Source organism: Nonomuraea cavernae (assembly GCF_014646355.1).
Taxonomy (GTDB): Bacteria; Actinomycetota; Actinomycetes; order Streptosporangiales; family Streptosporangiaceae; genus Nonomuraea; species Nonomuraea cavernae.
In genome coordinates this window covers 201,710-227,883 of sequence record NZ_BMNH01000009.1, presented here as the reverse complement: position 1 = coordinate 227,883, position 26,174 = coordinate 201,710, and the positions used below count along the sequence as shown (strand labels likewise).

Sequence of the window (26,174 nt, the reverse complement as noted above, 5' to 3'; positions counted from 1 at the left end):
GAGATACAGCTACGGGTCTTCCCTACAGCTGACCGGTGATCTCTGTCAATATCGCCTATACCGTCCCATTGGTGAACGCCCCGAAGAAGCTGTTGAAAGGCCTGCTGGCAGCCCTCGTGCTGATCCCGCTGAGTTTGACGGCCACACCCGCTTCCGCAGCGCCCCCCGCGGAGGATCCCGAACACCCCTGGCGGCAGAAGCACTGGCCGCAGACCCAGCCCTGGCAGCGCGACGCGCCCGCCGACGCCCAGGCCCTGCGCGGTCGCCCCGTCGCGGACATCAAGCCCATCGACCCGCAGAACTGGGAGAACCCCGACCACATGACGTGGGCGGACTACAAGAAGCCGCCCGGCACCAACTGGAACGACCCGTCGGTCAAGGGCTCGCAGCGCACCTTCAAGGGCGCGCTCGTCCTGCTCGACTACCCCAACCAGGAGTTCGTCGTCACCCAGCCCAAGGGCTCGACGATCTTCGGCAACCCGAGCGCCGAGGCCCACGACATCCCCCGCGACCAGGTCGCCCGGTTCTACCAGGACTTCCTCAACACCCCGAACGAGCTGAACAAGGGGCACACCATCCATGAGTACTGGATGGAGGACTCCGGCGGCCGCATCGGCGTGGACCTGACCGGCTTCGGCCCGTACACGATGCCGGGCAAGGACCATGAGTACGCCATGGAGTATCAGCGCAACGCCTGCCCCAGCGGCGACACCTGCAACCGCAACCTGCGCACCGACGGCAACGCGGCGTGGATCGCCGCCGTCGGTGAGGAGGTCGCCGCGCAGTTCGACTTCATCTTCTACGTCAGCGCCGGCCAGGACGAGTCGTCCACCTGGCAGGAGTTCGGCATGATGAAGTTCCCCACCAAGGAGGACGTGACCGACGAGTTCGGCCCGCCCGACCCGGCGCTGCCCAACTGGTCCGCCACCCGCTACGTCGACTGGACCTCGTGGCAGGCCGGATCCACCTTCTGGCCCAACGCCCGCTTCGGCGTCGACTCGGTGCAGGCCGAGAGCTCCGGGATGTCGGTGTACGCCCACGAGCTGAGCCACATCATGGGCATCGCCGACAACTACAACAACCCGTACGGCGTGCCACTGCGCAGGGCCTACTCCGGCATCTGGGAGATGCTCAGCCGCGGCACCTTCAACGGCCCCGGCGGCCCGCACAGCCGCTGGCTCATCCCGCCCACCGCCGGCTCCTCCATGGGCTCCCAGCACATGCTGCGCAACAAGATCAAACTTCAGATGGTCGACCAGGCCAACGTGCTGAACCTCTCCCGTGACGCGCTCGACGAGTCCGGCCTGGTGACCGCCAGGGTGACCGCCCGGGCGGTGCAGCCGGGACCGAACGGGCTGATGGGCCTCAACATCGCCTTCGGCTCCGGTGACAAGAGCCCCGCCTGCGACACGGCGACCAACCCGCTGTGCGACGGCGGCGGCTACGACAACTACACCGTCGAGGTCGTCGACCGGGTCGGCACCGACTCCTTCACCCCCGACTCCGGAGTGCTGCTGGCCAAGACCAAGGACCAGGACCGGTCGCCGTTCATCTGGGTGGTCGACGCCAACCCGCAGGACATCGGGATGACCGACTACGTGCTGCCCGACGGCACCGAGGTGCCCATCACCATGGGCGACTACCGCCAGCTGTCCGACGCGCTCTTCCACGCGGGCACCGACTCGGGCAGCGAGTACGAGTACGTCGACGAGGCCAACCGCCTGCACTTCTACGTCACCGACCTGAAGCGTGGCCGCGACGGCACGCTGTCCTACACGGTCGCCGTCCGCTCCCTCGACGGGGCGGGCCCGCAGAAGCGCGGCGTCCGGCTGCTGCCCGCCGCCGGAGTCCCCGCCGGCAAGGGCGTGTCCACCTGCACGTTCCCGCTGTTCAACACCGGTAGGGCGGCCCCCGCGCAGGGGCAGCACCCCGAGGACGTCAGCGCCTACCTCAACACCGACGTCTACCGGCTCAAGGCCGAGGCCCGGGGCAAGGGCTGGACCGCCCAGCTGCCCAACGCGCTGGCCTCCGTCGACTTCGGCAAGCACGCGACGGTCACGGTCAACGCCGTGCGCGAGGCGGGCGGCGCCCGGCTCGGGAAGATCGAACTCACCGCCACCTCGGAGAGCGACCCGAGCAAGACGGTGACGGCCACCTGTCACGTGGTCGGCCTGTAGGCGAACGACGGGGTACGGCCGGCGCGGGCCGTACCCCGCCGTTTCGACCACCCTGGAGGGGGTGTTGCGTTGACGGGGCAGTCGCCAGACCGCCCGCGACCTCGGCGCCGCAAGGTGCCACTGGCCGCGCCCGTGGCGGCGGGGCTCGCCGCGGCGGCCGCCAGCATCCTGGCGGCGTCGGTCGAGTGGGAGATCCCGCCCCTCGCCAAGGTCGGCGTGACGGCCGTCGCCGCGATTCTCGTGGGACTCACCACCTGGGCCACCACCGAGGTCCGGCCCAGGCGGGCCGCCCTGGAGGAGCCCTCCTCCCGCGCGCCCGACCAGTGGCCACCCGCCCCCGAGCACTTCACCGGCCGTGCCGAGGCGCTCGCCGAACTACGCGGCGTCTTCGCCACGCGCCGCAAGGCGGGCGACCTGGCGCCGCCCCTCGTCGTCTCCGTGTACGGCCGGGGCGGAGTCGGCAAGTCGGCGCTCGTCGCCCGCTTCGGCCAGGAGGTCGCGACTGGTTCCCCGACGGGCGGCTGCACGCCGACCTGCGCGGCGTCGACGCTCCGGTCCGCCCGGAAGAGGTAGCGCCCACCCTCGACAAGAGCGTCCGCGCGTCCGTGCAGCTCAGCTACGACGACTGCACCGGCATGCAGCGCCGCCTGCTGCGCCGGCTGTCCACGCTCACCTCGCCCGACGTGCCGAGCTGGGTGGCGGGCGAGCTGCTCGACGTCTCCGGGCTCGACGGCGCCGACCAGCTGGAGGCGCTGATCGACGCCCAGCTCGCCGAGTGCTCCGGCGCCGACCAAATCGCCATGATCAAGCTGGCCAGCCGGCTGGAGCTGTGGGAGCTGACCGGGGGCCTGGCCCGCGCGTTCTGCTCGCTGTGTCATTCGCTGCGCGCCTACTGGGCCGACTGGGACGAGGTCTCCATCCTCGGCTGCGAGGCCGCGCGGCGCACCGGTGACCGGCGGGCCCTGGGCATCGCGCTGCTCGACCGCGCCGCCGTACAAGGTGGGCTCGGGGCGCACGAGCAGGGGCGGGCCGGCGCCGAGTCGGCGCTGGAGATCTTCACCGAGCTGGGCGAGTCGTGGTGGGCGGCCCGGGCGATGCGCACGGTCGGCATGTCCCTGTTCTCCGACGGTCACCTCGACCGCGCGCAGGACTACCTGATCGGCGCGATCACCGCATTCAAGGGCGAGGACGACCTGTGGTGGATGGCCCGCACCCAGCGCAACCTCGCCGAGATGCGGCTGGCCGAACGCCGTCCCGAGGAGGCCCGGCAGCTCCTGGAGGACGCACTGGCGGTGTTCGAGCGCTACGGCAACCGCTACTCCGAGGCGCAGACGCTGCGCGCCTACGGTGAGGTGCTCGCCGCGCAGGCCCGCGGCCTGCGACGGGGCGGCGACCACCGCGCCGCGCTCGACGGCTTCGCCAAGGCCGGCTTCAGCCTCGACCGGGCGGCCGGCATGTTCCGGCAGCGCGGCGAGCTGTGGGAGGAGGCCCGCTGCCTGCGCGCTGCGGGCGAGGTCGGCGACCCGGCCAACGGGCTGCGCGAGCTCGACTTCGTACGGCGCGCCGAGGAGCTCCTGACGGCCCTCGGCGACTCGTGGGGCGTGGCCCGCACCGCGCTGTCCGCCGGCCGGGCGCTCGCCCGGCTGGGCCGGATCGAGGAGTCCGAGCACGAGCTGCGCCGAGCCGTCCACGCCTTCGAAGAGCTGGACGACCGGTGGTGGATGGCGCTGAGCCTGCGCCACCTCGGCGAGGCCCACCTCGACGCGGGCGGCCCGAGCGCCGCCGTCCACCCGCTGGAGCAGGCCAGGGAGATCTATCGCAGCCTCGGCAACAACGCCGGCCTGCGCCGGACCCTGGAGCTGCTCAAGCGGACGGAGGCCTGAGCAGCTCGCCCGCGGTCCGCCGGGCCTGGCCGATGCTCTCCTCGAACAACTTGCGCACGTGCCGGGCCTGCTCGCCCAGCTCCCTGATGCGCTCGTCCGCCACCTCGTCGCGCACGGTGTCGGCGATCAGCTCCTGGTAGTCGGGGGTGCGCGCGGCCAGCGCCTCCAGCCGCTGGTGCGCGTGGTAGACCTGGTCGGCCCGCATCACCTGTTTGGCGTACTCCTCCAGGCGGCGGACCCGTTTCGACAGCGACGTCCAGGCGGCGTCGAGCGCCGTGCTGTAGGGCTTGAAGGCGTCCTCCAGGCCCGACGGCAGCTCGCGCGGGACCAGCCGGCGGTGCTCATGGTGCATGGCCGACAGCCGCGACAGCCGCTGGGCGATCTGCCACACCTCCTCCGGCAGTGTCACCTGGTTGTCGATGGTGTCGATCAGCCCGGCCCGGTGCACCCGCGAGGCGAGGACCCTGCCGACCGCGTCCTGGGCGCGGCTCAGCAGCATCTGGCAGGGGTAGTCGAGGTCCTCGGGCAGCACGTAGCGCGCGGCGTGCTCGGTGGCGAGCCGCAGGAGTTTCCGGTTCGTCCGCTTGGAGGCGTCGACGGCCAGCCAGCGCATCAGCGCGATGAGGCCGATGCCGGCGGCGGCCACGACCGTGGCCGTGGTGTCGGTCAGTATCCAGACGAGCAGCAGGAAGCCGGGCAGGAAGACGAGCAGTTCGAGATGGTACGAGGGCTTGATCCGCCAGCCGGTTCTGGCCATGCGGAGCACCTCCGGACTGGATCGCAGCTGGATCGATATCTCCGGTGGCAGCGATGGATCTATCACCAGCCGCGGGGGCAGAGCACGCGGATCCATAGGTTCATGCTGCGTTATGAACCTCGAATCCGCTCATTTTCAGCGGACATATAGGGTCGCATCGATGAACGCGATGACGAGATGGATAGACCTGGAAGGCGCCGTCAACGTCCGTGACCTGGGAGGGCTGCCCACCACTGATGGTGGAACCACCCGTTATGGCCGGATTTTTCGCGCAGACAATCTCCAGGGGCTCACGCATGGCGACGTGTCACGACTGGTCAGCGAACTCAAGCTGCGCCACGTCGTCGACCTTCGCTCCACCGCCGAGGTCACCCTCGAAGGTCCCGGCCCGCTGGCCCGCGTCCCCGAGGTGACCCACCACCATCTGACCCTGTTCGCCGAGGGCGGCAGGCACACCGACGTCGAGGCCGACACCGTCGACCTCGACCGGGTGCTGCCCTGGCAGGAGCGCCGGCTGGACGAGGACCTGCGGATGACCGGCTTCTACTACGGCTACCTGCGCGACCGGCCGGACGCGGTCGTCGCGGCGCTGCGCGCGATGGCGCTCACCGACGGAGCCGCCGTGGTCCACTGCGCGGCCGGCAAGGACCGCACCGGCGTGCTGTCGGCGCTCGCACTGGAGGTGGCGGGCGCCACCAGGCAGGCGATCGTCGAGGACTACGCGGCCACCGGGGAACGGCTGGAGCTGGTGCTGCGCCGGCTGCGGGGGAGCGCCACCTACCGCGACGACCTCGACTCACGGCCGGCCGACGACCACATGCCGAGGCCGAGGTACATCGAGCAGTTCCTGGGCGTGCTCGACGACCGCTTCGGCGGGCCGCGCGGCTGGCTGGCCCTGCACGGCTGGACCGACGACGACACCGACGCGGTGCGCTCCCGCCTGCGCGACTGACCCGGTCTCAGATCAGGTGCGTCACGATGCGCTGGGTGGCCGAGACGCGGGCCGCGTCGAGGACGGCCAGCGCGTCGACGACGCCGCCCGGGTCGACCGGCGGCGCCGCCCCCTCGCGCAGACAGGCCACCACGCCCCGGTAGAAGTCGAGATAGCGGCCGGGCAGGGTGGGGACCGAGACGGCCTGCTCGCCGCTGCCGAGGGTGCCCCACAGGTCCTCGTCCTCCTCGCCGAACCCCGGCGTGGCGGGCGAGATCCCGGCTCGCAGCCGCCCCTCCTGCACGTCGAGACCGTGCTTCAGGTAGCCGGCGGCCGAGCCCAGCACCCGGAACCGTGGACCGGGCCGCGCGGCCATCGCGCCGGCCCACAGGTGGGAGCGAACGCCGCCGGCGTGGGTGAGCGCCAGGAACGTGTCGTCGTCGGAGGCGACGCCCGCGCGCCGGACGTCGGTCTCGGCGTAGACCTCGCGGACCGGGCCGAACAGCTGGATGGCCTGGTCGACGAGATGGCTGCCCAGGTCGTAGAGCAGGCCGCCGAGCTCCTCGGCGCCGCCGGTCTCCCGCCAGCCGCCCTTGGGCGCCGGCCGCCAGCGCTCGAACCGGGACTCGAACCGCAGCACCTCGCCCAGCGCCCCGCCGTCCACCAGCTCGCGCACGGTCAGGAAGTCGCCGTCCCAGCGGCGGTTCTGGAACACGGTCAGCATGAGCCCCCGCTCGCGCGCGAGGGCGACCAGCGAGCGGGCCTCCTCGGCGCCGCCCGCGAGCGGCTTGTCGACCACGACCGGCTTGCCCCGGGTGAGCGCCTCGGTCGCCACCGGCCCGTGGGTGCGGTTGGGCGACGCGACGACCACCAGATCGCACCGGTCCCAGAGCAGCTCCACGTCGGGCACCGCGACGGCGGCGTACCGGCCGGCGACCTCGGCCGCCCGCGCCGGATCGCGGGTCACCACGGCCGCCAGCCGCAGCCCCGCGGTCGCCTCGATCAGCGGAGCGTGGAAGTGGGCTCCCGCGGTGCCGTAGCCGACCAGACCGACCTCGATCGCGCTCATCTGGTCAGGCTAGCGCGCCGCTCACTCGTCATCACGCTCGGCCAGAAAGCGCTCGAACTGCGCCGCCAGCTCGTCGCCGGTGGGCATCTGGCCGGGCTCGGCCATCAGGTTCTCGCGCTCGGCGCCGCCGGCGAACGCGTCGTACTGCTGCTCCAGCCCCTTGATCGCGGTCGACAGCTCGGTGGACGCCTGGATCTGTTCCTCGATCTCCGTCGTCGTACGCCGGGCGGCCTCGCGCAGCTCGTCCATGGGGAAGACCAGGCCGGTGCCCCGGGTGACCGCCTCCAGTGCGGTGACGGCGGCGTGGGGGTACTCGGCCTGAGACAGGTAGTGCGGCACGTGCACCGCGTAGCCCACCGCGTCGTGGCCCTCGGCTCCGAGGCGGAACTCGAGCAGGGCGGCCACGCTGCCCGGCACCTGAACCCTCCCGAACGAGCTGGTCTGTGAGTTGATCAGCTCGGGCCGGCTGGCGTGCATGGTGATGCCGAGCGGGCGGGTGTGGGGCACGGCCATCGGCACGCCGTGCATCGTGACGATCTTGCTGACGCCCAACCGGTCGAGCAGGGTGCCGACCGCCCTGGTGAACAGCTCCCACTCCCGGTCGGGCTCGGGGCCGGTCATGACGAGGAAAGGCGTGCCGGTGGTGTCGCGCAGGGTGTGGACGGTCAGGGCGGGGGTCTCGATTTCGACCCAGCGGTCGGTGTCGAAGGTCATGATGGGGCGGCGCGAGCGGTAGTCGAGCAGGCGGTCGACATCGAATGTCGCCACGACGCGGTGCTCCAGCTCGGCCAGCAGGTGGCCCAGCGCGAGGCGTCCGGCACCACCAGCGTCGACGAAACCGTCGAAGTGGTAGAGCAGCACCGGATCGGCCGGCTCGGGCACGTCGTCTGCGAGCTTGTAGAGATCCGTCGGGTCGAACACGGTTGGACAGCCTTTCCCTAGGTACTCTCTCCAGAACCTACGGCGAGCCGGAACGATTCCGTGCAGGGCACCTTATCTATCCCTGAGGGGAGGCGCGGACGGTGACCCGGAGCCGGAGGGGGTCGCCACCAGGGTGATCGCCCTGGCGAGGGGGGTGAGACGGCATCGTGCACGTGCCTGAGGGGCGGTGGGAAGGTCGTCGACTCACCGACGACAAAGTGACACTTTGCTGATGCCCGCGGCTTATCACGGTGACGCCGGGACACCCATCGAGCGCGGTGCCGACCGGAGCGGCGCGGACGAGCGTGGCCAGAGATCGCTTACGGGCGCCGTGTTCAAGAAGAAGCCTGACGTGGTCAGAGCGTTGTCCGACGCGGGAGCCGGCCCGAGGATGGGAATCCATCTCCGGCGGAACACCCTCAAGATATGTGCGAACAATTAGTTCTGCCATGTAACACGGCAAAACCATTCATAATATGACATTTCAGGAAATAGTAGCGAACTAAACCAGCATGGCCTTTCAAACGCTCCATCGTCATGCTGTGTGAATGGCTACTTCTGCGCATTCCTCCCTTGGTGGACGACCTCTCCGGATCCCTCCGCTGCCATGCCCGTTCCCCAGTGACATCAACGTGCACGCCGCGGAGGTCGACGCGGAGAGCCACGCCTGGCTGGCCGCCTCCAAGATGCTTGACGGGCCCAAGATGATCGAGCACTTCCGGCGCTCCAGAATCGGCCTGCTGGCCGCACGGACGAACCCCACCGTCCCGCGCGACAGCCTCAGATTGATCAACGACTGGTACAACTGGCTCTTCGCGTTCGACGACGCCTTCTGCGAGGGGGCATTGGGACACCGCGCCGCCGCGCTCGCCCGCGCGCTGCCGCCGCTCCTCGAGATCCTCGACGGCCGCAGGAAGCCGGACGGCGACGACCCCTTCGGCCGTACGCTGCACGAGCTCTACCACCGCATCTCCGCGACCGCCACCCCGGCCCAGGTGGACCGCTGGCGCATCACGGTGAAGGAGTATCTCTTCGCGCAGATCTGGGAGGCGGCCAACCGCGAGGCCGACCTCATCCCCACCCCAGACGAGTACGTCCTGATGCGGCGCATCACTGGAGCCACCTACACCTGCTTCGCCCTGATCGAGGTGGGCGGCGGCTACCGGCTCGAAGCGGAGGAATGGCATCACCCCGACGTGCGCGCGCTGTCCGAGCTCGCCTGCGACCTCATCGGCTGGGACAACGACCTGCTGTCGTACGCCAAGGAGCGCGGCAAGGACAACGCCAGGCATAACCTCGTCACCGTACTCGCGACGCACCGGGCCTTCACCCTGCAGGAGGCGCTGGAAGAGGTGTCGAGGATGCACAACGACGTGATCGCCGCGTTCCAGGCCCGGCTCGGGTCACTCGAACAATGGGCCACGCCGCCGATCCGCGCATACGTGCGGGGCCTCGAACACTGGGTGCGCGGGCACATTCAGTTCTCGCTCGGCAGCACCCGCTACATTCGCGCCTGGCCCGCCGGGACCCGATGGCCGGAGGCCGGAGGCCGTCAGTCTCCGGGGGAGTCCAGCTCGCCCAGGGCGAGCGAGGACGCCTCGTCGAGGTCGAGCCTGCAACCCTCGTCGAAGAGGTTTCTGTAACGCGACTCGCCCAGCGCCTTCTGGCATTCCTTGACGCACTGCTCGTGGTCGGTGGTCAGGAACGGAGCCCCGAGCATCGGCAGGCCGGCGGTCTTCCAGTTCTGGTGCAGGGCGCCCAGCAGCCGGGCGGCCAGGGTCATCTCCTCAGCCGCCGCGAAGACCCTGGCCGTGGTCTCCAGCACCAGCAGCGTGCCGAGCGTGTCGTGGAAGTGGCGTTTGATCCGCAGAGCCTCCCGCGCGCTCTGCAGGGCGTCTTCGGTACGGGCCGTGGCCAGACGAGTGATCGACAGCGCCCACTGCGCGTAGGAGCTCACCCACAGCTCGCCCCGCTCCCTGCACACCTGCAGGCAGTCGGTCAGCAGCGACTCGGCTTCGAACAGCTCGCCCTGCGACGTCAGCACGATGGACAGCTCGACGATGGCGGGCAGCAGCCCCGGGTTGAGCTCCTTGTTGTCGGTGTTGAACTCGATCGCCACGCCCAGCAGCGCGCTGGCCTTCTGCAGGTCGCCCTGCAAAAGAGCGGCGGTGCCCTGCATCTTGGAGGCGAGGATCACCGCCTTGGAGTCGCCGACCCGCACGGCCTCGGTGCTGCACTGCTCGGCCGCCTGCAGCGCGCCCGTGCTGTCGCCCTGGGCGCTGCGGACGTAGGAGAGCACCCAGAGCGCCTTGCACCGCTCCTTGCTCACGCCCGGGTTGGCCTGGAGCGCCCGCTCCAGGTAGAGGCGACCCTCGCGGACGAAGCCGCAGCACACCCACATGAACCACAACGACGACAGCAGGGTGAGCGCCAGCAGGGTCTCGCCGGGCGTGCGCAGCGCGTGCTCAAGCGCGACGCGCACGTTGTCGTGCTCCTGCCGCATGCGGACGAACCAGTAGATCTGCCGAGGACCCGACCAGGCGTCCTCGCTGCGCCCCGCCAGGGCCAGGTAGTACTCGAGATGCTTGTGGCGCATCTGCTGGGTCTGCCCGAGCTTGTCCAGCCACTCCTCGCCGTACTCGGCCAGCGTGTCGATCAGCTTGTAGCGGACCCCGGCATGGTTGCTCCGGATCAGCAGGATGGACTTCTCGACCAGGCCGGTCACCAGATCGGTGATCGCCTCGGACGGCAGCCGGTCGTCGGAGCAGACGGACCTGGCCGCGTCCAGCTCGAAGTCGCCGGCGAAGACGGACAGCCGCGCCCACAGCAGCCGTTCGGCCGGATCGCACAGCTCGTGGCTCCAGCCGATGGCCGCGCGCAGCGTCTGATGCCTCGGCAGCGCCGTCCGGCTGGCCCCCGCGAGGAGGCTGAACCTGTCGGTCAGCAAGCCGAGGATCTGGTCGACCGACAGCGCCCGCAGGCGCACCGCGGCCAGCTCGATGGCCAGCGGGATGCCGTCGAGCCTGCGGCACAGCTCGGCCACCGCGCCGATGTTCTGCTCGTCGAGCGTGAAGTCGGGCACCACGGCGCCGGCCCGGGCGGCGAACAGCTGGACGGACTCGTTGGTGAACAGGCTCTCGGCCGGATCGTCGCCCGGCACCAGCAGCGGCGGCACGGGCACGACGTGTTCGTACGGCAGGTGCAGCGACTGGCGGCTGGTGGCCAGGACCTTCAGATGGGGATTGCTCTCCAGCAGCTCCTGGACCAGCTCGGCACAGCCCTGGACGAGATGCTCGCAGGTGTCGATGATCAGCAGCATCCGCCGGTCGCCGACCCACTCCGCCAGCGACTCGGACTCGGCCCGCGAGGACTGGTCGGCGATGCCCAGGGCGGACGCGATGGTGTGCCGGACCATGCCCGCGTCCTGCAGCCGCGCCAGATCGGCGAACCACACGCCGTCTTCGTACTGGGACCTGATCTGGTGGGCCAGCCGCAGCACGGTGCGGGACTTGCCCACCCCGCCGATCCCCGTGACCGTGACCAGGCGCGACTCACCGAGGTGGCGCTTGAGGTTGGCGAGCAAGCGCGTGCGACCCACGAAGCTCGTCAGCTCCGTCGGAAGATTGCCTTCTCGCCGCCAGCCTGTCGGGGTGGCCATGGGCTGCCTCACGAGGGGGTAGGCGGACACCTGCCCAGGCATCGTACCTCTGGAGATCCGGGCTGTCCGGACGCCGACGCGGCCCGCGGGAGCGACTTTGTTCCTCTCGGTAGCATGTCTACCGTGAGTGAATTTCTCCCTGAGCAGTCGACCGACGACACCGACCTCGGCTGGGGCGAGTGGCAGGAGGACGACTCCGACTCGTTCTACCTGGACGACAAGCCCCCGCACTGGGCGGCCTGACCCGGGGCCCGGCATCGGGCCCCGAGACCTAGCTGACCACGTCCTTGCGGCGGAATCTCCGGAAGGCCACCGCGATGAGGATGGCCGCGTAGGTCACCGACACCGAGGCGCCCTTGGCCATCCCGCTCCAGTCGAGCTCCGGCGCGAGCGCGTCGAGCCAGGCGGTGTTCCAGAACGTGGGCAGAAACTCCCGCAGCGTCCCCAGCGCCTCCACGGCCTGCAGGATCGTGCTGACGATCCACAGGCCCACCGCGCCGCCCACCGCGCCGAGCGGAGAGTCGGTGACCGTGGAGATGAGGAACGCCAGCGCCGCCACCACCAGCTGGCTGACCAGCGCGTAGCCGATCACGATGCCGAAGCGCGGCAGCACGTCGAGCGCCGGGATCGTCTCGCCCGTGCCGGGCACCTGGATGTCGTGCCAGCCGAACGCGAGCGTGCCCGCGAGCAGCGCCATCAACGGCAGGCAGATGACGGCCGTCGCCGAGTAGCCGAGCGCCACGATGAGCTTCTGCCGCAGCAGCCGGTCACGCGGCACCGGGGCGGCCAGCAGGTAGCGCAGGGACGACCAGCTGGCCTCGCTGGCCACCGTGTCGCCGCAGAACAGCGCCACGGCCACCACGAGCAGGAAGCTCGCCGACACCGACAGCACGAACGCCGCGAAGTTGAGCCCGCTCGCCGAGGCGAGGTCGGAGATGCGCAGCGACGCCTGCTGCTGGCCGGCGCCCTGCTGGCCGGCGCCCTGCGGGCCGAACTGGAACGCGATCACCAAGATCCACGGCAGCGCCAGCAGCAGCCCGAACATGACCAGGGTGCGCCGTCGTTTGAACTGCCTGACGATCTCGACCCTGAGCGGGAGGGTCCGGCGGGGGGCGTAGCCCGTCGCGGCGGTCACGACTTGTCTCCGATGAGGTCGAGGAACACGTCTTCGAGGCGCGGGCCGTGCCCGTTGGTCGGCACGGCCTCGCTGAGCAGGACGGACACCGGCCCGGTGGAGACCAGGCGGCCCCGGTGCATGACCACCACGTGGCTGCAGGTCTGCTCCACCTCGGCCAGCAGGTGGCTGGACACGATCACCGTGCGGCCGTCGCGCGCGTAGCGCTTGAGCACCTCGCGCATCTCCCGGATCTGGGGCGGGTCGAGGCCGTTGGTCGGCTCGTCGAGCACCAGCAGGTCGGGGAGGCCGAGCATGGCCTGGGCGATGGCCAGCCGCTGGCGCATGCCCTGGGAGTAGGTGCGGACCGCCCGCTCCAGCGCCTTGCCCAGCCCCGCGATCTCGAGCGCCTCGTCGAAGCGGGCGTCGGCGGTGGGCCGGCCGGTGGCGGCCCAGTAGAGCTCGAGGTTCTCCCTCCCGGACAGGTGAGGCAGGAACCCGGGCCCCTCGACGAACGACCCGAGCCGGGACAGCACCGGCGCCCCGGACGACACCGGGTCGCCGAAGATCCGGATCTCGCCCGCGTCGGGCTGGATGAGGCCCATCATCATCCGCATCGTGGTGGTCTTGCCGGCCCCGTTGGGCCCGAGCAGCCCCAGCACCTGGCCCTGCTCGACCCGGAACGACAGCCCGTCGACGGCGAGCTCGCCGTTGCGGTAGGCCTTGGTCAGCCCGATGATCTCCAGCGGCACCCCGGGCTCGCCGGCCCGCTCGGCCGGGTCGCCGCCGGAGCGGCTCCGCCCGCGGCCGGTGGCCAGCACGATGGCGGCCACCACGATGGAGGCCAGCGGCAGGGCCCACACCCACCAGGCCACCCCGGTCGCGGGTGCCGCGAGCGCGCTGACCGTGGGCACGGTCAGCGCGGGCGAGGCCAGGCCGATCTGGTAGGAGGCCGGCTCGGCGGGAGTGGCGTATCCCATGTCGGTCGTCGCCACCGTCAGCCGCAGCCGGTGCCCGACGGCGAAGGCGTGGTCGACGGCGGGCAGCGTCACGGTGGCCTCGACGCTGCTCTGCCCCTCGGGAATGGTCACGCGGAACGGCGCCACCAGCCCGGCGGGCAGGGTGGGCGGCTGGGCGCTGTCGGACACGTCGAAGAGCTTGGCGAACAGCGTCACCTGCCCCTTGCCCGAGACCTTGACCGTGGCGGTCGGGCTGCCGGTGAGCTGCAGGGGCGTGGTCAGCGGGGCCGACTCGAAGGAGGCGCTCTGGCCCGGCATGTCGAGCGAGACGCTCACGTTGCTCTGGCCGCCGCCGCCCAGCAGGCCGCTGACGCCCGGCACCGTCGAGATCGAGGCGGGCGCGCCGCCGGGCGGGTTGACCACCGGCTGCTCCGGGCCCGACAGCGTGACCGAGGTCGTGGCGGTGCCGCCGAGACCGGGGTAGGAGGCGGCCTCGGGGTGCAGGCGGATGCGCTGGCGGGTGCCGGGGTCGCGGCCGCCGTCACGGGTCACCGTGAACGGCCGGGCCACGGCCGAGCCGTCGTCCTTGAGGTAGTGGCCGAACCAGGCCGTCGTCTGGTCGTGCAGCCAGTCGGCCTCGCCGTTGCCGCCGTCGTGACCGCCGTCGAACCAGGCCAGGCTCACCGGCGTGCCCGCGGCGGCGATCGCCCGGGCGTTGGCGTCGGCGTGACCGAGCGGGAAGAGCGAGTCGCGCTGCCCCTGGATGAGCAGCGTCGGCGCCTTCACGCGGCCGGCCACCGTGACGGGACTGGACTGCCGCAGCAGCGCCACGGCCTCGGGAGTGGCCTTGCCGGTCTCGGCCACCTGCTGGTAGATGTCGCAGATCGCGGGCAGGAACCGGCCGCAGCGCGCCTCCTCCGCCGAGAGCGGCTCGGGCTGCCGGGTCAGCGCCTCCAGGCCCTGGATCGGGCCGCCGCCCCTGCCGAAGAAGAAGCCCGCCCACATGCGCTTGAACACGCCGTTCTCCGGGCCCTGGCCGGTGGCGTCGGGGAACAGCGCGTCGGCCAGGTCGGACCAGGTGATCTGGGGGACGATCGCGTCCACCCGGCTGTCGTGGGCGGCCGTCATCAGCGCGATCGACCCGCCGTAGGAGCCCCCCGCGATGCCGACGCGCGGGTCGCCCGCGGCGTCGAGCCGGACCTCGGGCCGCTTGGCCAGCCAGTCGATCAGCTGCTTGACGTCCTTGACCTCGTAGTCGGGGGAGTTGAGCGCGATCTGGCCGGTCGATCGGCCGAACCCGCGCGCCGACCAGGTCAGCACCGCGTAGCCGTCCTGCGCGAGCCGCTGCGCCTGGAGGCGGACGCTCTGCTTGCTGCCCCCGAAACCGTGCGCGAGCAGGACCGCCGGAGCCTTGCCACCGTCCGGTGGAGCGAAGAAGGTGGTGTCCAGCTCCACTCGCTGGTCGTCGGCGGGCCCGTCGACGACGGAGATCCTCTGCTCCTGGCCACGCACTTCGGGCGCGGACGGCCAGATCCCCCAGACCGCCACCCCGACGAGCGCAAGCACCGCGACGAGCGCGGCCACACGTTTCATGGCGCGAGCCTACTTTCCCCACCTGAGAGATCCCTGAGACGACCGGCTCGGCCGAGGATCGCGTAGGTCACGCGGAATCGCCTCGGCGTCTTCTGGAGTGACGCGCTCATCATGCACGCTGGAACCCGTGAACGAGGACACTCCGGCGCCTCCTGTGGACAACGCCGCTTCACCCCGCCCGCCTGTGGACGACGGTCCACGACCCCGTACGCCTGAGACGGCACTGCTGAGATCCCGCGGCGGCCCATAGGATGCTCGCCGTGAGAACACCAGCCATCGTCAGCGACGCCGTCGCCTGGGCCGCCCCGCACTGGACCAGAGGTCAGGCGGGTCGCGAGACCCCGCCCGACCTGTTCAGGGTGCTCTACTACGGCTGGCTGGTGGCGCTCACCCTCAAGCTGCTCGGCTCGGCCTGGGACGTGTCGTGGCACTTCAAGTGGCTGCGTGACGACCTCGCGCCGCCGCACCTGCTCAACTCGGCGGGCACGGTGCTGGTCCTCGCGCTGACGATCGTCCACGGCTACACCGGCTACGGCGTCGACAAGGCGGCGCTCCGGCTGATCCAGTGGGGCACCGGGGTGTTCCTCGTGGCGGTGCCGCTCGACCTGATCAACCACCGGGTCAACGGGCTCGACATCACCTCGTGGAGCCCGTCGCACATCATGCTCTACGCCGGGACGTTCCTCATGATCGCGGGTGTGATCCGCGGCTGGTTCATGGGCGCGCCCGCGGGCAGGGAGCGCACCGTCGTGCTCGGCGCCTTCTTCGCGTTCTTCCTGGAGAACGTGCACTTCCCCGAGCAGCATCAGGAGTACGGCATCCTGTCGATCGGCGCCTGGGACAACGGCGCGACCTACGCCGAGCCGATCCTGCTGAGGTTCGCCGCCGACCAGATGGGCCGGCCGATCGACCGGGTGATGATGACGGGGTTCGCGCTGCCGGTGCCGGACGCGCTGTATCCGGTCTACGCGGTGGTCGCCGGTCTGGCCGTGCTGGTCGTGGCCCGGATGATGATCGGCAGATTCGGCGCGGCGACGCTGGTGGCCGCCGGTTACGTCGCTTTCCGCACGCTGATCTGGCCGCTGCTCACGTTCACCGGCTTCCCGCCGTCGGCGGTGCCGTTCTTCCTGGTGATCGGCGGGCTCTGCGTCGACCTCGCGTTCGCGGTGCGGATGCCGGTCGTGCGCGCGGTGCTCGGGTCGGCCATGGTGACGGCCGCCGTCTACGCCGCGCTGGCCGCGCAGAGCACGCTCATGGGCCAGGTGTACGGCACGCTCACCGGCCAGTCGGGCCTGCTGGGCGCCCCGCCCCTGGTCATGTCGTCGGCGGTCTGGGCGGGGGCCGGGCTGCTGGCCGTCTGGCTGGTCTGTGAGTGGCTGGCCCGGCGTCAGCCGATCGAGGCGCGGGTGATCGCCACGGCCACGCCGTAGGCCAGGCCCATCACGGCCAGCTCGGCCGTCGCCCAGGCGACCACGGCCGTGGTCGCGCCCCGGCGGATGCCGGGCAGCAGCCGGAAGCGGATGTGCGCGGCCAGCGGCACCAGCAGCGCGGTCAGGGCCACCTTGGCCACGACCAGCAGGCCGTACTCACTGGTGACGATCGCGCCCGGCAGCTCGACGCCGGGCGTGAGCGCCATCGTGCCGAGCCCGCTGACCAGTCCCGACAGACCCACCAGGAGCAGGCACCCGGTGGCGACCCGCGAGAACCGGGGCAGGGCCACGGCCAGCAGCTCCTTGCGCGGCGCGACGAACACCACGACCGCGATCAGGCCGCCCGTCCAGACCGCCGCGCCCATCACGTGCGCCTCCATCGAGATCATGATGGGGTCGTGCCAGACCGAGTCGACCGCGTGACCGGTGACCGGGAGGGGCAGCAGCCCGAACAGGGCCACCACGATGCGCAGCTCGGCCGGCACCTTCTCGCCGAACCGCACCGCCATCAGCCCGATGCCGGCCGCGGCCAGCGCGCACGCGGCGCTGAACAGCAACCCCTGCCCGGTGCCGACGGTGTCGACGTAGCCCGCGATCATGCCGAGCGTGGGCACGCCGCCCGGGTTGAGCTCGGCCGTCTGGAACACGATCGTGAGCAGCGCGCACGCCGCCCACGCCCACGCGGCGGTGACCGTGAGCGGCCGGACCCGGCGCATGACGGGCTCGGTGCGCTCCGGATCGTCGTAGCCGAGCAGCTTGGACAGCAGGCTGAGGCCGACCACGGCGACCGCGGCGATGTCCAGGAGCACGCGGACGACCGGCAGCCCGACGGTCACGACGGCACCCGGCAGCGGGATGCCCGGCACCGCCTCCTGCGCGGTCAGCGTGCCGGCCACCACGGCCGCCACGATCGCGCCCACCGCGAAGGCCCCCGCCGCCGCCCATCCGCCCGCCCGGCCCTCCGCGCGCCTGGAAACGGCGGTCGTGACCGTCACGCCGGGCTCTCCCCATCCGTCGCCGGGCCGGGACCCGACCGGCGCAGGGCGACCGCCGTGCCCACGGCCAGGATCAGCAGCGCCCCCACGATCCACACCACGGCCATGCCCGCTCCGCCGTTGGCCGCCGCCTCGGCGGCGTCGGCGGCGTCGGCGGCGTCGGCCCCGACCTCCTGCCGCGCCGGACCGGCCTGTGCCGGGTCCGCCTGTGCCGGGTCCGCCTGCGCTGCGGCGGTCTGCGCCGCGTCAGGCTGTGCGGCGTCCTGCTGTGCGGGGCCGGTGGGGGTGGAGGCCAGGGTGAAGGTGATCTTGCCGGTGACCGGGTGCCCGTCGGCCGACAGGATCCGGTAGCCGACGACGTACGCGCCTCCCGGAGGCAGCGGCCTGACCTTGACGGACACGCGCTCGGCGGCCACCGTGGCGGCGCCGTCGGCCCAGGACGAGCCGTCGGCCCCGGTCACGCCGATCTGCGCGTAGCCCCGGCGTACGGACTGGTCGAACACCAGCGTGATCCGCTCGGGAGAGGCGGACAGCGTCGCCCCGTCCTTGGGGTCGCTGCTCACCAGCACGTTGTGCGCCAGGGCCGGGGGGGAGATCCACAGCCCGGCGCAGACGAGCAGCAGAACCGTGAGTAGCCGCCTCACCGATCAGCACCTTCCGTAGGAGGTCATGCGACATCCATGGTCCCACCCATGACGGACGGCGGCGCCCGTGTGCGGCGGCGGTCAGGCCCAGATGCCCATCAGCTTCCAGAGGCGCCTGCTGAGGGCGTTGACCAGGCCGACCTCCATGCACAGCTCACGGGTCCGGCTCACCGAGTCGCGGATCTCCTGCCTGGCGGCCGGGTTGCGCACGTAGACCTCGGTCACGACGTTCAGCGGAATCCCGAACCGCTTGATCATCGGCCCGGGCGGAGCCAGCATGATCCTGGCCATCACGCCGAGGATCACCGGCGAGATCAGGCTCAGCAGGAAGCGGCGGTGCCGGGGCATCCTCGGCACCCGATCGCGCAGGTAGTGCCGGGCGAAGGAGATGTGCCTGGCCTCCTCCGCGATGTGGATGCGCATGATGATCTCCTCCAGCGGATGGTGCGGCCGGTCGTCCTTGAGCACCCTGCGCTGGACGTGGTCGATCGGGTCCTCGCCGCCCAGCACGAACACGAAGAACAGCTCGGTCGAGATCAGCGGGATCCACGGCGTCACCTGAGCGATGGCCGACAGAGGGCCGGGCATGCCGCGGATCGGGAGCTTCGTACGGTTGACGAACTCCTGGAACATCATCCCGTGATGTCCCTCTTCGATGGTCTCGTGGTAGACGTAGCGGAACTCGGGTGAGCCGTTGGGCAGCCGGTAGGCGAAGTTCAGCAGGCCCCTCTTGAGCAGGTTCTCGAACTGCAGCCCGATCTTCATGGCCGTGGCGACCCGCCACAGCCCGATCAGCGCGCGCGTCTCGGGGGGCTGGCGCCGGTACCACGGATGACCGCCCAGCTTGTCGACGTCCGGCAGCTCCCAGCGCGGGTCGGTCCGGTCGATGAGGAAGCCGGGGTCGTCCCACGGGATGTCCCGATACGGCTCCCAGTGCTTGTCGACCGAGGCCTTCGACAGGCGTTCGATGACCGTCTCGTAGGCGCTCCGCTCGCTGGCGGTGGTAGAGCTCGGGGCGGGTGTCATCGCGTGCGCTCCTCTCCTCGCCGCTAATTGTACGAAGCATCCAATAAGAGCGGAAGGGGGAGGGCTTCACAGATCGGCGACGGACAGGCCGAGCTCCGCGGCGGCGGCCGTACGGACCAGATGGTTCACCCGGCGCCGGGACAGCGCGCGGGGATGCACGTTGTTGTGGATCGCTAGCCCGTCGATGAGCGAGAAGATCCGCCAGGCGGCGTCGTCGGGATCGGCGCAGACGAAGTCGCCGGAGTCGACGCCGTCCTGGATGATCCCGCACAGCACCGTCCGGCCCTGCTCGTCGAGGCTGCGTGAGATCTCCTCGAGGTCCCGGCTGCGCATCGCCTCGGCCCAGGCGTCGATCCAGAGCCGCCACCCGTCCGGCGAGCCGTTGGGCGAGCAGCGTCGCAGCAGTGTCCGCAGGCGGTCGAGAGGCGGCCGTTCCAGGCGCTCGATCTCCTCCAGCGTGTCGCGATGCTGGCGGGCCGCGTAGTCGAAGGCCTGGGCGAAGAGCCGATCCTTGGTCTCGAAGTGGTAGAACAGCAGCGCCTGGCTCACGCCGGCGGCCCGGGCGATGTCGAGCGTCCTGGTGTGACCGAACCCCCGTTCGGCGATCACCTCGCAGGCCGTCTTGAGTAAGTCCTCGCGCCTTAATCGGCTGAAACCTGGAGTCACAGCGGGCCACTTTAACCAGTGAGCAGGACGATCAGTAGGACAAATCGGGCGCCGGGTATCGGAGTATCACCCGGGCGGCTTCTCCGGGAGCGGCAACTGCAGGACGAAGCGGGCGCCGTAGTCGGAATCCTCGATGGTGAGCGTCCCGTGGTGCGCCGCCGCGATCTCCCTGGCGATGGGCAGCCCCAGCCCGGTGCCGCCGGCGTCGCGGCTGCGCGAGGCGTCCAGCCGGGTGAAGCGCTGGAAGACGAGCTCGCGCTGGTCGGGCGTGATGCCGGCGCCGTCGTCGAGGACCTCGACATAGGCCGTGTCCCTGGAACGCCGCACCGCGACGATGATCGTGGACTCGGCATGACGCTCGGCGTTGTCGAGCAGGTTCGTCAGCAGGCGGGTCAGCTGCAGCCGGTCGCCCGAGATGGTCACGCCGGGATGCAGGGTGGTGATGATCTTCTTCGAGCGTGGCCTGGCCGTCTCCGCCGAGACCAGCTCCGACAGGTCGATCGGCTGGTGGGTCGTGGGGGCGCCCGCCTCAAGCCTGGCCAGGGCCAGCAGGTCGGCAACGAGGGCCTGGAGCCGGTCCAGGCTGGCCACCAGGGCTCGCCCGGTCTCCTCCCAGTCGGTGTCGGCGGGATACAGCAGGGCCTCCTCGATCTGGGTGCGCATCGCGGTGATGGGGCTGCGCAGGTCGTGCGAGGCGTCCGACACGAACCTGCGCTGTTGCGTCACCGCGTCCTGCAGCCGGTCGAGGGTCTGGTTGACGGTACGCGCCAGCTCCCGGATCTCGTCCGCGTTGCGCGGGATCCGTACCCGTTTGCCCGGGTCGGTGGCGGTGATCTCGGCCAGTTCGGCGCGGATCCCGTCGACCGGGGCGAGCGTCTTGGCCACCACCCGCGAGACACCGAACCGGGTCAGCAGCACCATCACCACCGTGAAACCGGCGAGGGACCCGATCAGCGCCGGATGGACGTACCACGGCACCTCCTCCACGACTGAGTAGACGAGCCAGTCGCCGTCGTCCTGGTACGCCCGGAAGATCGCCATGTACTGACAGTCGCCGGGCCACTCCGGCAGGTCGCAGGTGATCAGCATGCGGCTGGCGGTGTTCACCGGCTTCAGTTCGCTGATCCGGGGCTTACCGGCCAGGTTGGCGGTCGAGGCCATCACCTGTCCTCGGGCGTTGAGCACCTGGATCGCGTGCACGTCGGGCTCGATGATCACGGTGGGCAGCTCGCCGCGTTCGAGATGGTGCACCGTGCGCAGCGCGGCGTTCACCGCCGAGGCCCTGCGCCACTCGTCGGCGGTCTGCAGCGCGCCGTACATCACCAGCAGGCTGATCAGGATGCAGAAGATCGCCGCGGCGACGCCGGCCCACAGGGTCAGCCGCGCCCGGATGGAGCTCCCGAACCGTGTGATCACACCTTTCCTCCTGGTAATCAGATGATCACACTAGGTTGTCGTGACTCTAATTAGCGGAGATTCGGTTCCAAATTCGGATAAAACGCCCAGAACAACGCTCTATGCGGGTCGTGGCCAGGTGGTTAGAGTAAGTGAACACTGATGCCAAGGAGACGATGTGAACCTTGACGTGAACCTCGCTGAGTATCGGCGGACCGCCAGGACGTGGCTGGAAGCCAACGCCAGGGCGGACGACGCCCAGGAGGCGGACGGCATCGCCCGCGCCAAGGAATTCATGGCCAGGCTTTACGACGCCGGATACTCCGGCATCACCTGGCCGGCGCGGTGGGGCGGCCAGGGCCTGACCCAGGCCGAGGAGCGCGCCTTCGCCGCCGAGTCGCGCGACTTCACCCTGCCCACGTACGTCTTCTCCATCGGCCTCGGCATGACGGGACCGACCCTGGTCGACCGCGGCACCGACGCGCAGCGCGAGCGCTTCGTCCGGCCGCTGCTGCGCGGCGAGGAGATCTGGTGCCAGCTCTTCTCCGAGCCGGGCGCGGGCAGCGACGTCGCCAGCCTCCAGACCAGGGCCGTGCGCGATGGCGACGACTGGGTGGTCAACGGGCAGAAGGTGTGGACCTCGGTGGCCCACCACGCCGACTGGGGCCTGCTGCTGGCCCGCACCGACGTCGACGTGCCCAAGCACAAGGGCCTGACCATGTTCGTGGTGAACATGCGGCATCCGGGGGTGACGGTCCGGCCGCTCAAGGACATGTCGGGCAGGGCCAACTTCAACGAGATCTTCTTCGACGACGTCACGATCCCCGACGAGCACCGGGTCGGCGAGGTGAACGACGGCTGGAGCGTCGCGGTCACCACCCTGCTGCACGAGCGGCTGTCGATCTCGTCCGGCGTCGGCATGGGCACCAGGAGGGACGACCCGACCGCGCTCGACGGGCTGCGCCGGCTGGTCGACACCACCGACCCGCTGGTCCGCGACGAGCTCGTCGAGCTGCACATCCGGTCCCGGGCGCTGGCCCTGTTCAACCAGCGCCTGGCCCAGGAGACCAAGGCCGGCGTGTTCCCCGGCGCCCGCGGCAGCGCCGCCAAACTGCTGCTCGCCGAGCTGACCATGTACCAGGCCGACCTCGCGACCCGGCTGGCCGGCCCGTCCGCGGTCGTCGGCGAGGACAACCCGCTGTCCCAGGCCATCTCCCTGGCGCCCGGCATGGCGCTCGGCGGTGGCACCAACGAGATCATGCGCAACATCGTCGGGGACCGGGTGCTCAACCTGCCGCCCGAGCCGCGTGTGGACAAGACCGTGCCGTTCAAGGACCTGAAGGTGGGGACCCAGGCGTGAACCTCGTACTCAGCCCGGAGCAGCAGGAGCTCCGCGACACCGTCCGCTCCTTCCTGGGCACGGTGTCGCCGCTGCCCAAGGTCCGCGAGGGCTACGACCCGGACGTCTACGCCCGCCTCAACGGCGAGCTGGGCCTGTCCGGCCTGATCGTCCCCGAGGAGTACGGCGGCTCCGGCGCCGGCTTCGCCGAGCTGGCCGTGGTGCTCACCGAGACGGGCGCGGCGCTGCTGCCCGGCCCCTTCCTGGCCACCACGTTCGCCGCGATCGCGCTCACCCGCGTGCCCGACAAGGAGCTGCTGACCGGCATCGCCGAGGGCCGCGTCGTGGCCACCCTCGCCCAGCCCGCCGGAGACGACGGCCTGGTCGCCGAGAGCGCCGACGGCGGTGTGGCCGTGCGCGGCACGCTGGCCCGGGTGCTCGGCGGCATGGAGGCCGGCGTGCTGCTGGTGCCCGCGCGCACCGGCGACGGCATGGTCCTGGTGGCCGTTGACCTGACCGGCGAGGGCGTCACCCGCACGCCGCTGGAGACGCTCGACATCACCCGCGGCCAGGCGCGGATCGAGCTCGACGGGGCGCGCGGCCGGGTGCTCGGGGCGTCGCCCCAGGACGACGGCATCGGCGACCGGCTGGCCGTGGCGCTGGCCGCCGAGCAGCTCGGGGTGCTGCGCGCCTCGCTCGACTCCATCGTCGCCTACGCCAAGATCCGCGTCGCCTTCGGCCGCTACATCGGCTCCTACCAGGGCGTCAAGCACAAGCTCGCGGACATGCACTGCAAGCTGGAGCAGGCCGAGTCCATCGTCCGCTTCGCCGCCTGGGCCGCCGACGAGTCGCCCGAGGAGCTGCCCGCCGCCGCCGCGCTCGCCCAGGCGTACGTCGGCCGGGCCTGTTTCGAGGTGGCCCGCGACCACCTCCTGCTGCACGGCGGCATCGGCTTCACCTGGGAGCACGACGCGCACCTGTTCTACAAGCGGGCCAAGACCGACGAGGTGCTGCTCGGCCCGCCCCGGATCCATCGCGCCCGCCTCGCCGACCTCCTGGAGCTGTGAATGGACGTCAAACAGTTGCCCGGCTTCTACGCGATCGCGGCCGCCGACCCCGGCCGCCTCGCGGTGATCGACACCGACGGCTCCGAGACGACCTACGGAGAGCTGCTCGCCAGGGTCAACCAGGTGTCCCACGGCCTGCGCGCCCGCGGGCTCGGCAACGGTGACGTGGTGGCCGGGGTGCTGCCGAACGGCATCGACGCGGTGGTCATGCTGATGGCGACCGGCCAGGTGGGCATGTACTACGTGCCGATCAACTGGCACCTCACCGAGCCGGAGATCTCCTACATCCTGAGCGACTGCGACGCCAAGGTCGTCGTCGTCCACGAGCCCCACGCGAAGGTCGTGCCCACCGCCGACGTGGGCACCGGCGCGCTCGCCGAGGGGCAGCCCGACACCGCGCCCGCCGACCGTTCCTCGGGGGCGGTCATGTGGTACACCTCCGGCACCACCGGCTTTCCCAAGGGCGTGCAGCGGCCGCTGCCCGGCACCGAGCCCGAGGCGATCGCCCCGCTGTACGCGTGGTTCTTCGGCGAGGTGGTCGACCTGGTGCCCGGCGACGAGGTGCACCTGGTGACCTCGCCGATGTACCACTCGGCGCCCTGCGCGCACACGCAGTTCGCGCTGCACTTCGGCCACACGGTGGTGATCACGCCCAGGTTCGAGCCGGTCAACATCCTGGAGCTGATCGAGCGCCACCGGGTGACCAACGCGATGATGGTGCCGACCATGTTCCACCGGATGCTGCAACTGCCCGAGGAGGTCAGGACCAGGTACGACCTGTCCAGCCTGCGGCAGGTCATCCACACCGGCGCCGCCTGCCCGGTCGCGGTCAAGCAGGGGATCATGGACTGGTGGGGGCCGGTGCTGTACGAGTACTACGGTTCCACCGAGTCCACGATCGCCTTCTCGGTCAAGCCGCACGACTGGCTGGCCCGCCCCGGCACCGTCGGCAAGCCGGCGCCCATGTTCGAGGCCAAGATCCTCGACGAGAAGGGCGACGAGCTGCCCGCGGGCGAGCCGGGCATGATCTACGTCAAGTCCGGCCTCGGCACCTTCGAGTACCGCAAGGACCCCGCTAAGACGGCGGCCAGCATGCGCGGCGAGTGGTACGCCCCCGGCGACATCGGCTACATGGACGAGGACGGCTTCCTGTTCCTCTGCGACCGGCGCACCGACCTGATCGTCTCGGGCGGGGTCAACATCTACCCCGCCGAGATCGAGGCGGCGCTGCTGGAGCACCCGGCGGTCGCCGACGTGGCCGTCATCGGGGTGCCCGACGAGGAGTGGGGCCACAACGTGGTCGCGCTCGTGCAGCCGGTCGAGGGCGTCGAGGCGGGCCCCGAGCTCACCGCCGGGCTCCTGGAGCACTGCGCGCCACGCATCGCCAGGTTCAAGCATCCGAGGGTGATCGAGTACCGCGACGAGCTGCCCCGGACCCCCACGGGCAAGCTGTCGCGCTCGAAGGTCAGGCAGGAGTATCTGGACGCGATGTGAGCACCGCCTCGCGGAACGGCGGCGCGGCGCCGGCCGCCTGCCGTTCCGCGTCCAGGCCGGTCACGCGGGCCGGTGGTCGCCGCCGGCCGCCCGGCGGAAGCGTTCCGACAGTCTCAGCACGGCCTCGGCCAGCTCGGGCGAGTCGAGCACCTCGAAGTCGACGCCGAGAAGCCCCATCCAGGCCGCCATCCCGTCGAGGTCGTCGCCGCCGCCCCTGACGAGGCAGGTGGCGTCGTCCACCGGCTCCAGCTCCAGCCCCTGCGGCAGGTGGCTCATCCGCTCGATCGGCGCGTGCAGCAACACCGTCGCGCGGTAGCGCCACATCGCCGTGTTGACGCCCTTCTCCACGTACGCGGCCACGTCGCCGTCGCCGGGCAGCTCGCGCGGCGCGAAACGCGGCCCCGACGGCGTGCGCGGCGTGATCCGGTCGACCCGGAACGTCCGCCAGTCCTTCCGCTCGACGTCGTAGCCGACCAGATACCAGCGACCCCGCCGGTGCACCAGCCGGTGCGGCTCCACGTCGCGCGCCCCGGTGGAGCCGTCGTGCCCCGTGTAGTCGAAACGCAGCCGTTCGTGGTCGCGGGCCGAGACGGCGATCGCCGTGAGCACCCCGGGCGACACGGACGGCGCCTTGCCGGGGATCTGCACGGTGTAGGTGTTGAGCGCGTTGATCCGGCTCCGCAGCCGCGACGGCAGCACCTGCTCCAGCTTGGCCAGGGCGCGTACCGAGCTCTCCTCGATGCCCTCGACGCCGCCGCCCGTGGCCCGGCCCAGGCCGACCGCGACCGCCACGGCCTCCTCGTCGTCGAGCAGCAGCGGTGGCAAAGCCGCCCCGGCGCCCAGCCGGTAGCCGCCCGCGACGCCGGGCGTGGCGTGCACGGGGTAGCCCAGGCTGCGCAGCCGTTCGACGTCGTTGCGGATCGTCCTGGTCGAGACCCCGAGCCGCTCGGACAGCTCCGGGCCCGACCAGTCACGGTGCGCCTGAAGCAGGGAGAGCAGCTTGAGCAGACGGGCGGAGGTGTCCAGCATGCCGTTCAGTCTGCCCGCTATCGCGGA

General features: G+C 71.0%; 21 protein-coding genes. 9 read left to right on the top strand and 12 right to left on the bottom strand.

Translation table 11 applies throughout. The annotated features are described in order from the left end of the window. The first annotated feature begins 71 nt into the window (after positions 1-71). From IEY82_RS17800 to IEY82_RS17790, 3 genes are all read left to right on the top strand, one after another. The gene (locus IEY82_RS17800) at positions 72-2,177 is read left to right on the top strand and encodes a M6 family metalloprotease domain-containing protein (protein WP_225263279.1); all 2,106 of its coding nucleotides are present in this window, start codon (positions 72-74) and stop codon (positions 2,175-2,177) included. A gap of 69 nt (positions 2,178-2,246) precedes the next feature. Then, positions 2,247-2,750, top strand: a complete 504-nt coding sequence (locus IEY82_RS17795) for an ATP-binding protein (RefSeq protein WP_229697607.1) — start codon at positions 2,247-2,249, stop codon at positions 2,748-2,750. A gap of 32 nt (positions 2,751-2,782) precedes the next feature. Beyond that, positions 2,783-4,060, top strand: coding sequence for a tetratricopeptide repeat protein (locus IEY82_RS17790; protein ID WP_189125240.1), 1,278 nt, complete (start codon positions 2,783-2,785; stop codon positions 4,058-4,060). On the opposite strand, the gene IEY82_RS17785 is transcribed toward IEY82_RS17790, so the two are convergent. Further along, positions 4,041-4,817, bottom strand: coding sequence for a hypothetical protein (locus IEY82_RS17785; protein ID WP_189125239.1), 777 nt, complete (start codon positions 4,815-4,817; stop codon positions 4,041-4,043). The two genes, IEY82_RS17790 and IEY82_RS17785, sit on opposite strands and share 20 nt — an antisense overlap. Before the next feature lie 112 nt (positions 4,818-4,929). Here IEY82_RS17785 and IEY82_RS17780 point away from each other — a divergent pair, with 112 nt between their 5' ends. Beyond that, positions 4,930-5,769 carry a tyrosine-protein phosphatase gene (locus IEY82_RS17780; RefSeq protein WP_308425840.1) on the top strand — a complete coding sequence of 280 codons (840 nt, stop codon included), beginning with the start codon at positions 4,930-4,932 and terminating at the stop codon, positions 5,767-5,769. A 7-nt stretch (positions 5,770-5,776) separates the two neighbouring features. On the opposite strand, the gene IEY82_RS17775 is transcribed toward IEY82_RS17780, so the two are convergent. Then, positions 5,777-6,817, bottom strand: coding sequence for a Gfo/Idh/MocA family protein (locus tag IEY82_RS17775; protein WP_189125237.1), 1,041 nt, complete (start codon positions 6,815-6,817; stop codon positions 5,777-5,779). Between the two features lie 21 nt (positions 6,818-6,838). Beyond that, on the bottom strand, positions 6,839-7,738 hold the full coding sequence (locus IEY82_RS17770; protein ID WP_189125236.1) for a proteasome assembly chaperone family protein: 900 nt from the start codon (positions 7,736-7,738) through the stop codon (positions 6,839-6,841). Between the two features lie 632 nt (positions 7,739-8,370). Here IEY82_RS17770 and IEY82_RS17765 point away from each other — a divergent pair. Then, positions 8,371-9,381, top strand: coding sequence for a terpene synthase family protein (locus IEY82_RS17765; protein WP_189125235.1), 1,011 nt, complete (start codon positions 8,371-8,373; stop codon positions 9,379-9,381). Here the strand turns inward: IEY82_RS17765 and IEY82_RS17760 are convergent. From IEY82_RS17760 to IEY82_RS17750, 3 genes are all read right to left on the bottom strand, one after another. Beyond that, complete coding sequence (locus IEY82_RS17760) at positions 9,291-11,336, bottom strand: ATP-binding protein (protein ID WP_225263281.1); 2,046 nt, start codon at positions 11,334-11,336, stop codon at positions 9,291-9,293. The two genes, IEY82_RS17765 and IEY82_RS17760, sit on opposite strands and share 91 nt — an antisense overlap. A 331-nt stretch (positions 11,337-11,667) precedes the next feature. Next, positions 11,668-12,531: an ABC transporter permease gene (locus tag IEY82_RS17755; protein WP_189125233.1), complete on the bottom strand. Its 864-nt coding sequence runs from the start codon at positions 12,529-12,531 to the stop codon at positions 11,668-11,670. Beyond that, on the bottom strand, positions 12,528-15,062 hold the full coding sequence (locus IEY82_RS17750) for an alpha/beta fold hydrolase (RefSeq protein WP_189125232.1): 2,535 nt from the start codon (positions 15,060-15,062) through the stop codon (positions 12,528-12,530). The genes IEY82_RS17755 and IEY82_RS17750 overlap by 4 nt, the downstream gene beginning before the upstream one ends. Positions 15,063-15,322: 260 nt before the next feature. On the opposite strand from IEY82_RS17750, the gene IEY82_RS17745 reads away from it, so the two are divergent. After that, positions 15,323-16,492 (top strand): hypothetical protein, encoded by a 1,170-nt coding sequence (locus tag IEY82_RS17745; protein WP_225263283.1) that lies wholly within the window; start codon positions 15,323-15,325, stop codon positions 16,490-16,492. Here IEY82_RS17745 and IEY82_RS17740 read toward each other — a convergent pair. From IEY82_RS17740 to IEY82_RS17720, 5 genes are all read right to left on the bottom strand, one after another. Then, positions 16,450-17,487, bottom strand: coding sequence for a CopD family protein (locus IEY82_RS17740; protein WP_189125230.1), 1,038 nt, complete (start codon positions 17,485-17,487; stop codon positions 16,450-16,452). The genes IEY82_RS17745 and IEY82_RS17740 overlap by 43 nt on opposite strands. Continuing rightward, positions 17,484-18,131, bottom strand: a complete 648-nt coding sequence (locus tag IEY82_RS17735) for a copper resistance CopC family protein (protein ID WP_189125229.1) — start codon at positions 18,129-18,131, stop codon at positions 17,484-17,486. Before IEY82_RS17735 ends, IEY82_RS17740 begins: the two co-directional genes overlap by 4 nt. Before the next feature lie 81 nt (positions 18,132-18,212). Beyond that, on the bottom strand, positions 18,213-19,157 hold the full coding sequence (locus IEY82_RS17730) for an AurF N-oxygenase family protein (RefSeq protein ID WP_189125228.1): 945 nt from the start codon (positions 19,155-19,157) through the stop codon (positions 18,213-18,215). 66 nt (positions 19,158-19,223) lie between these two features. Then, a complete protein-coding gene (locus IEY82_RS17725; protein ID WP_189125227.1) occupies positions 19,224-19,823 on the bottom strand; it encodes a TetR/AcrR family transcriptional regulator in 600 nt (199 codons plus the stop codon). A 66-nt stretch (positions 19,824-19,889) separates the two neighbouring features. Beyond that, the gene (locus IEY82_RS17720) at positions 19,890-21,239 is read right to left on the bottom strand and encodes a sensor histidine kinase (RefSeq protein WP_189125226.1); all 1,350 of its coding nucleotides are present in this window, start codon (positions 21,237-21,239) and stop codon (positions 19,890-19,892) included. A gap of 157 nt (positions 21,240-21,396) precedes the next feature. On the opposite strand from IEY82_RS17720, the gene IEY82_RS17715 reads away from it, so the two are divergent. From IEY82_RS17715 to IEY82_RS17705, 3 genes are read left to right on the top strand one after another with little or no spacing between them, the layout of a single operon-like run. Continuing rightward, positions 21,397-22,578: an acyl-CoA dehydrogenase family protein gene (locus IEY82_RS17715; protein WP_225263285.1), complete on the top strand. Its 1,182-nt coding sequence runs from the start codon at positions 21,397-21,399 to the stop codon at positions 22,576-22,578. Then, positions 22,575-23,624 (top strand): acyl-CoA dehydrogenase family protein, encoded by a 1,050-nt coding sequence (locus IEY82_RS17710; protein WP_189125225.1) that lies wholly within the window; start codon positions 22,575-22,577, stop codon positions 23,622-23,624. Before IEY82_RS17715 ends, IEY82_RS17710 begins: the two co-directional genes overlap by 4 nt. After that, positions 23,625-25,118, top strand: coding sequence for an AMP-binding protein (locus IEY82_RS17705; protein WP_189125224.1), 1,494 nt, complete (start codon positions 23,625-23,627; stop codon positions 25,116-25,118). Between the two features lie 60 nt (positions 25,119-25,178). Here the strand turns inward: IEY82_RS17705 and IEY82_RS17700 are convergent, their stop codons facing one another. Continuing rightward, complete coding sequence (locus IEY82_RS17700) at positions 25,179-26,147, bottom strand: helix-turn-helix transcriptional regulator (RefSeq protein ID WP_189125223.1); 969 nt, start codon at positions 26,145-26,147, stop codon at positions 25,179-25,181. Between the last annotated feature and the right edge of the window lie 27 nt (positions 26,148-26,174).

Excerpts from the sequence above, each read along its gene's own strand:
- IEY82_RS17750 (WP_189125232.1), bottom strand. The coding sequence starts at position 15,062 with ATGAAACGTGTGGCCGCGCTCGTCGCGGTGCTTGCGCTCGTCGGGGTG.
- IEY82_RS17775 (WP_189125237.1), bottom strand. The coding sequence starts at position 6,817 with ATGAGCGCGATCGAGGTCGGTCTGGTCGGCTACGGCACCGCGGGAGCC.
- IEY82_RS17705 (WP_189125224.1), top strand. The coding sequence starts at position 23,625 with ATGGACGTCAAACAGTTGCCCGGCTTCTACGCGATCGCGGCCGCCGAC.
- IEY82_RS17700 (WP_189125223.1), bottom strand. The coding sequence starts at position 26,147 with ATGCTGGACACCTCCGCCCGTCTGCTCAAGCTGCTCTCCCTGCTTCAG.
- IEY82_RS17785 (WP_189125239.1), bottom strand. The coding sequence starts at position 4,817 with ATGGCCAGAACCGGCTGGCGGATCAAGCCCTCGTACCATCTCGAACTG.
- IEY82_RS17730 (WP_189125228.1), bottom strand. The coding sequence starts at position 19,157 with ATGACACCCGCCCCGAGCTCTACCACCGCCAGCGAGCGGAGCGCCTAC.
- IEY82_RS17780 (WP_308425840.1), top strand. The coding sequence starts at position 4,930 with ATGAACCTCGAATCCGCTCATTTTCAGCGGACATATAGGGTCGCATCG.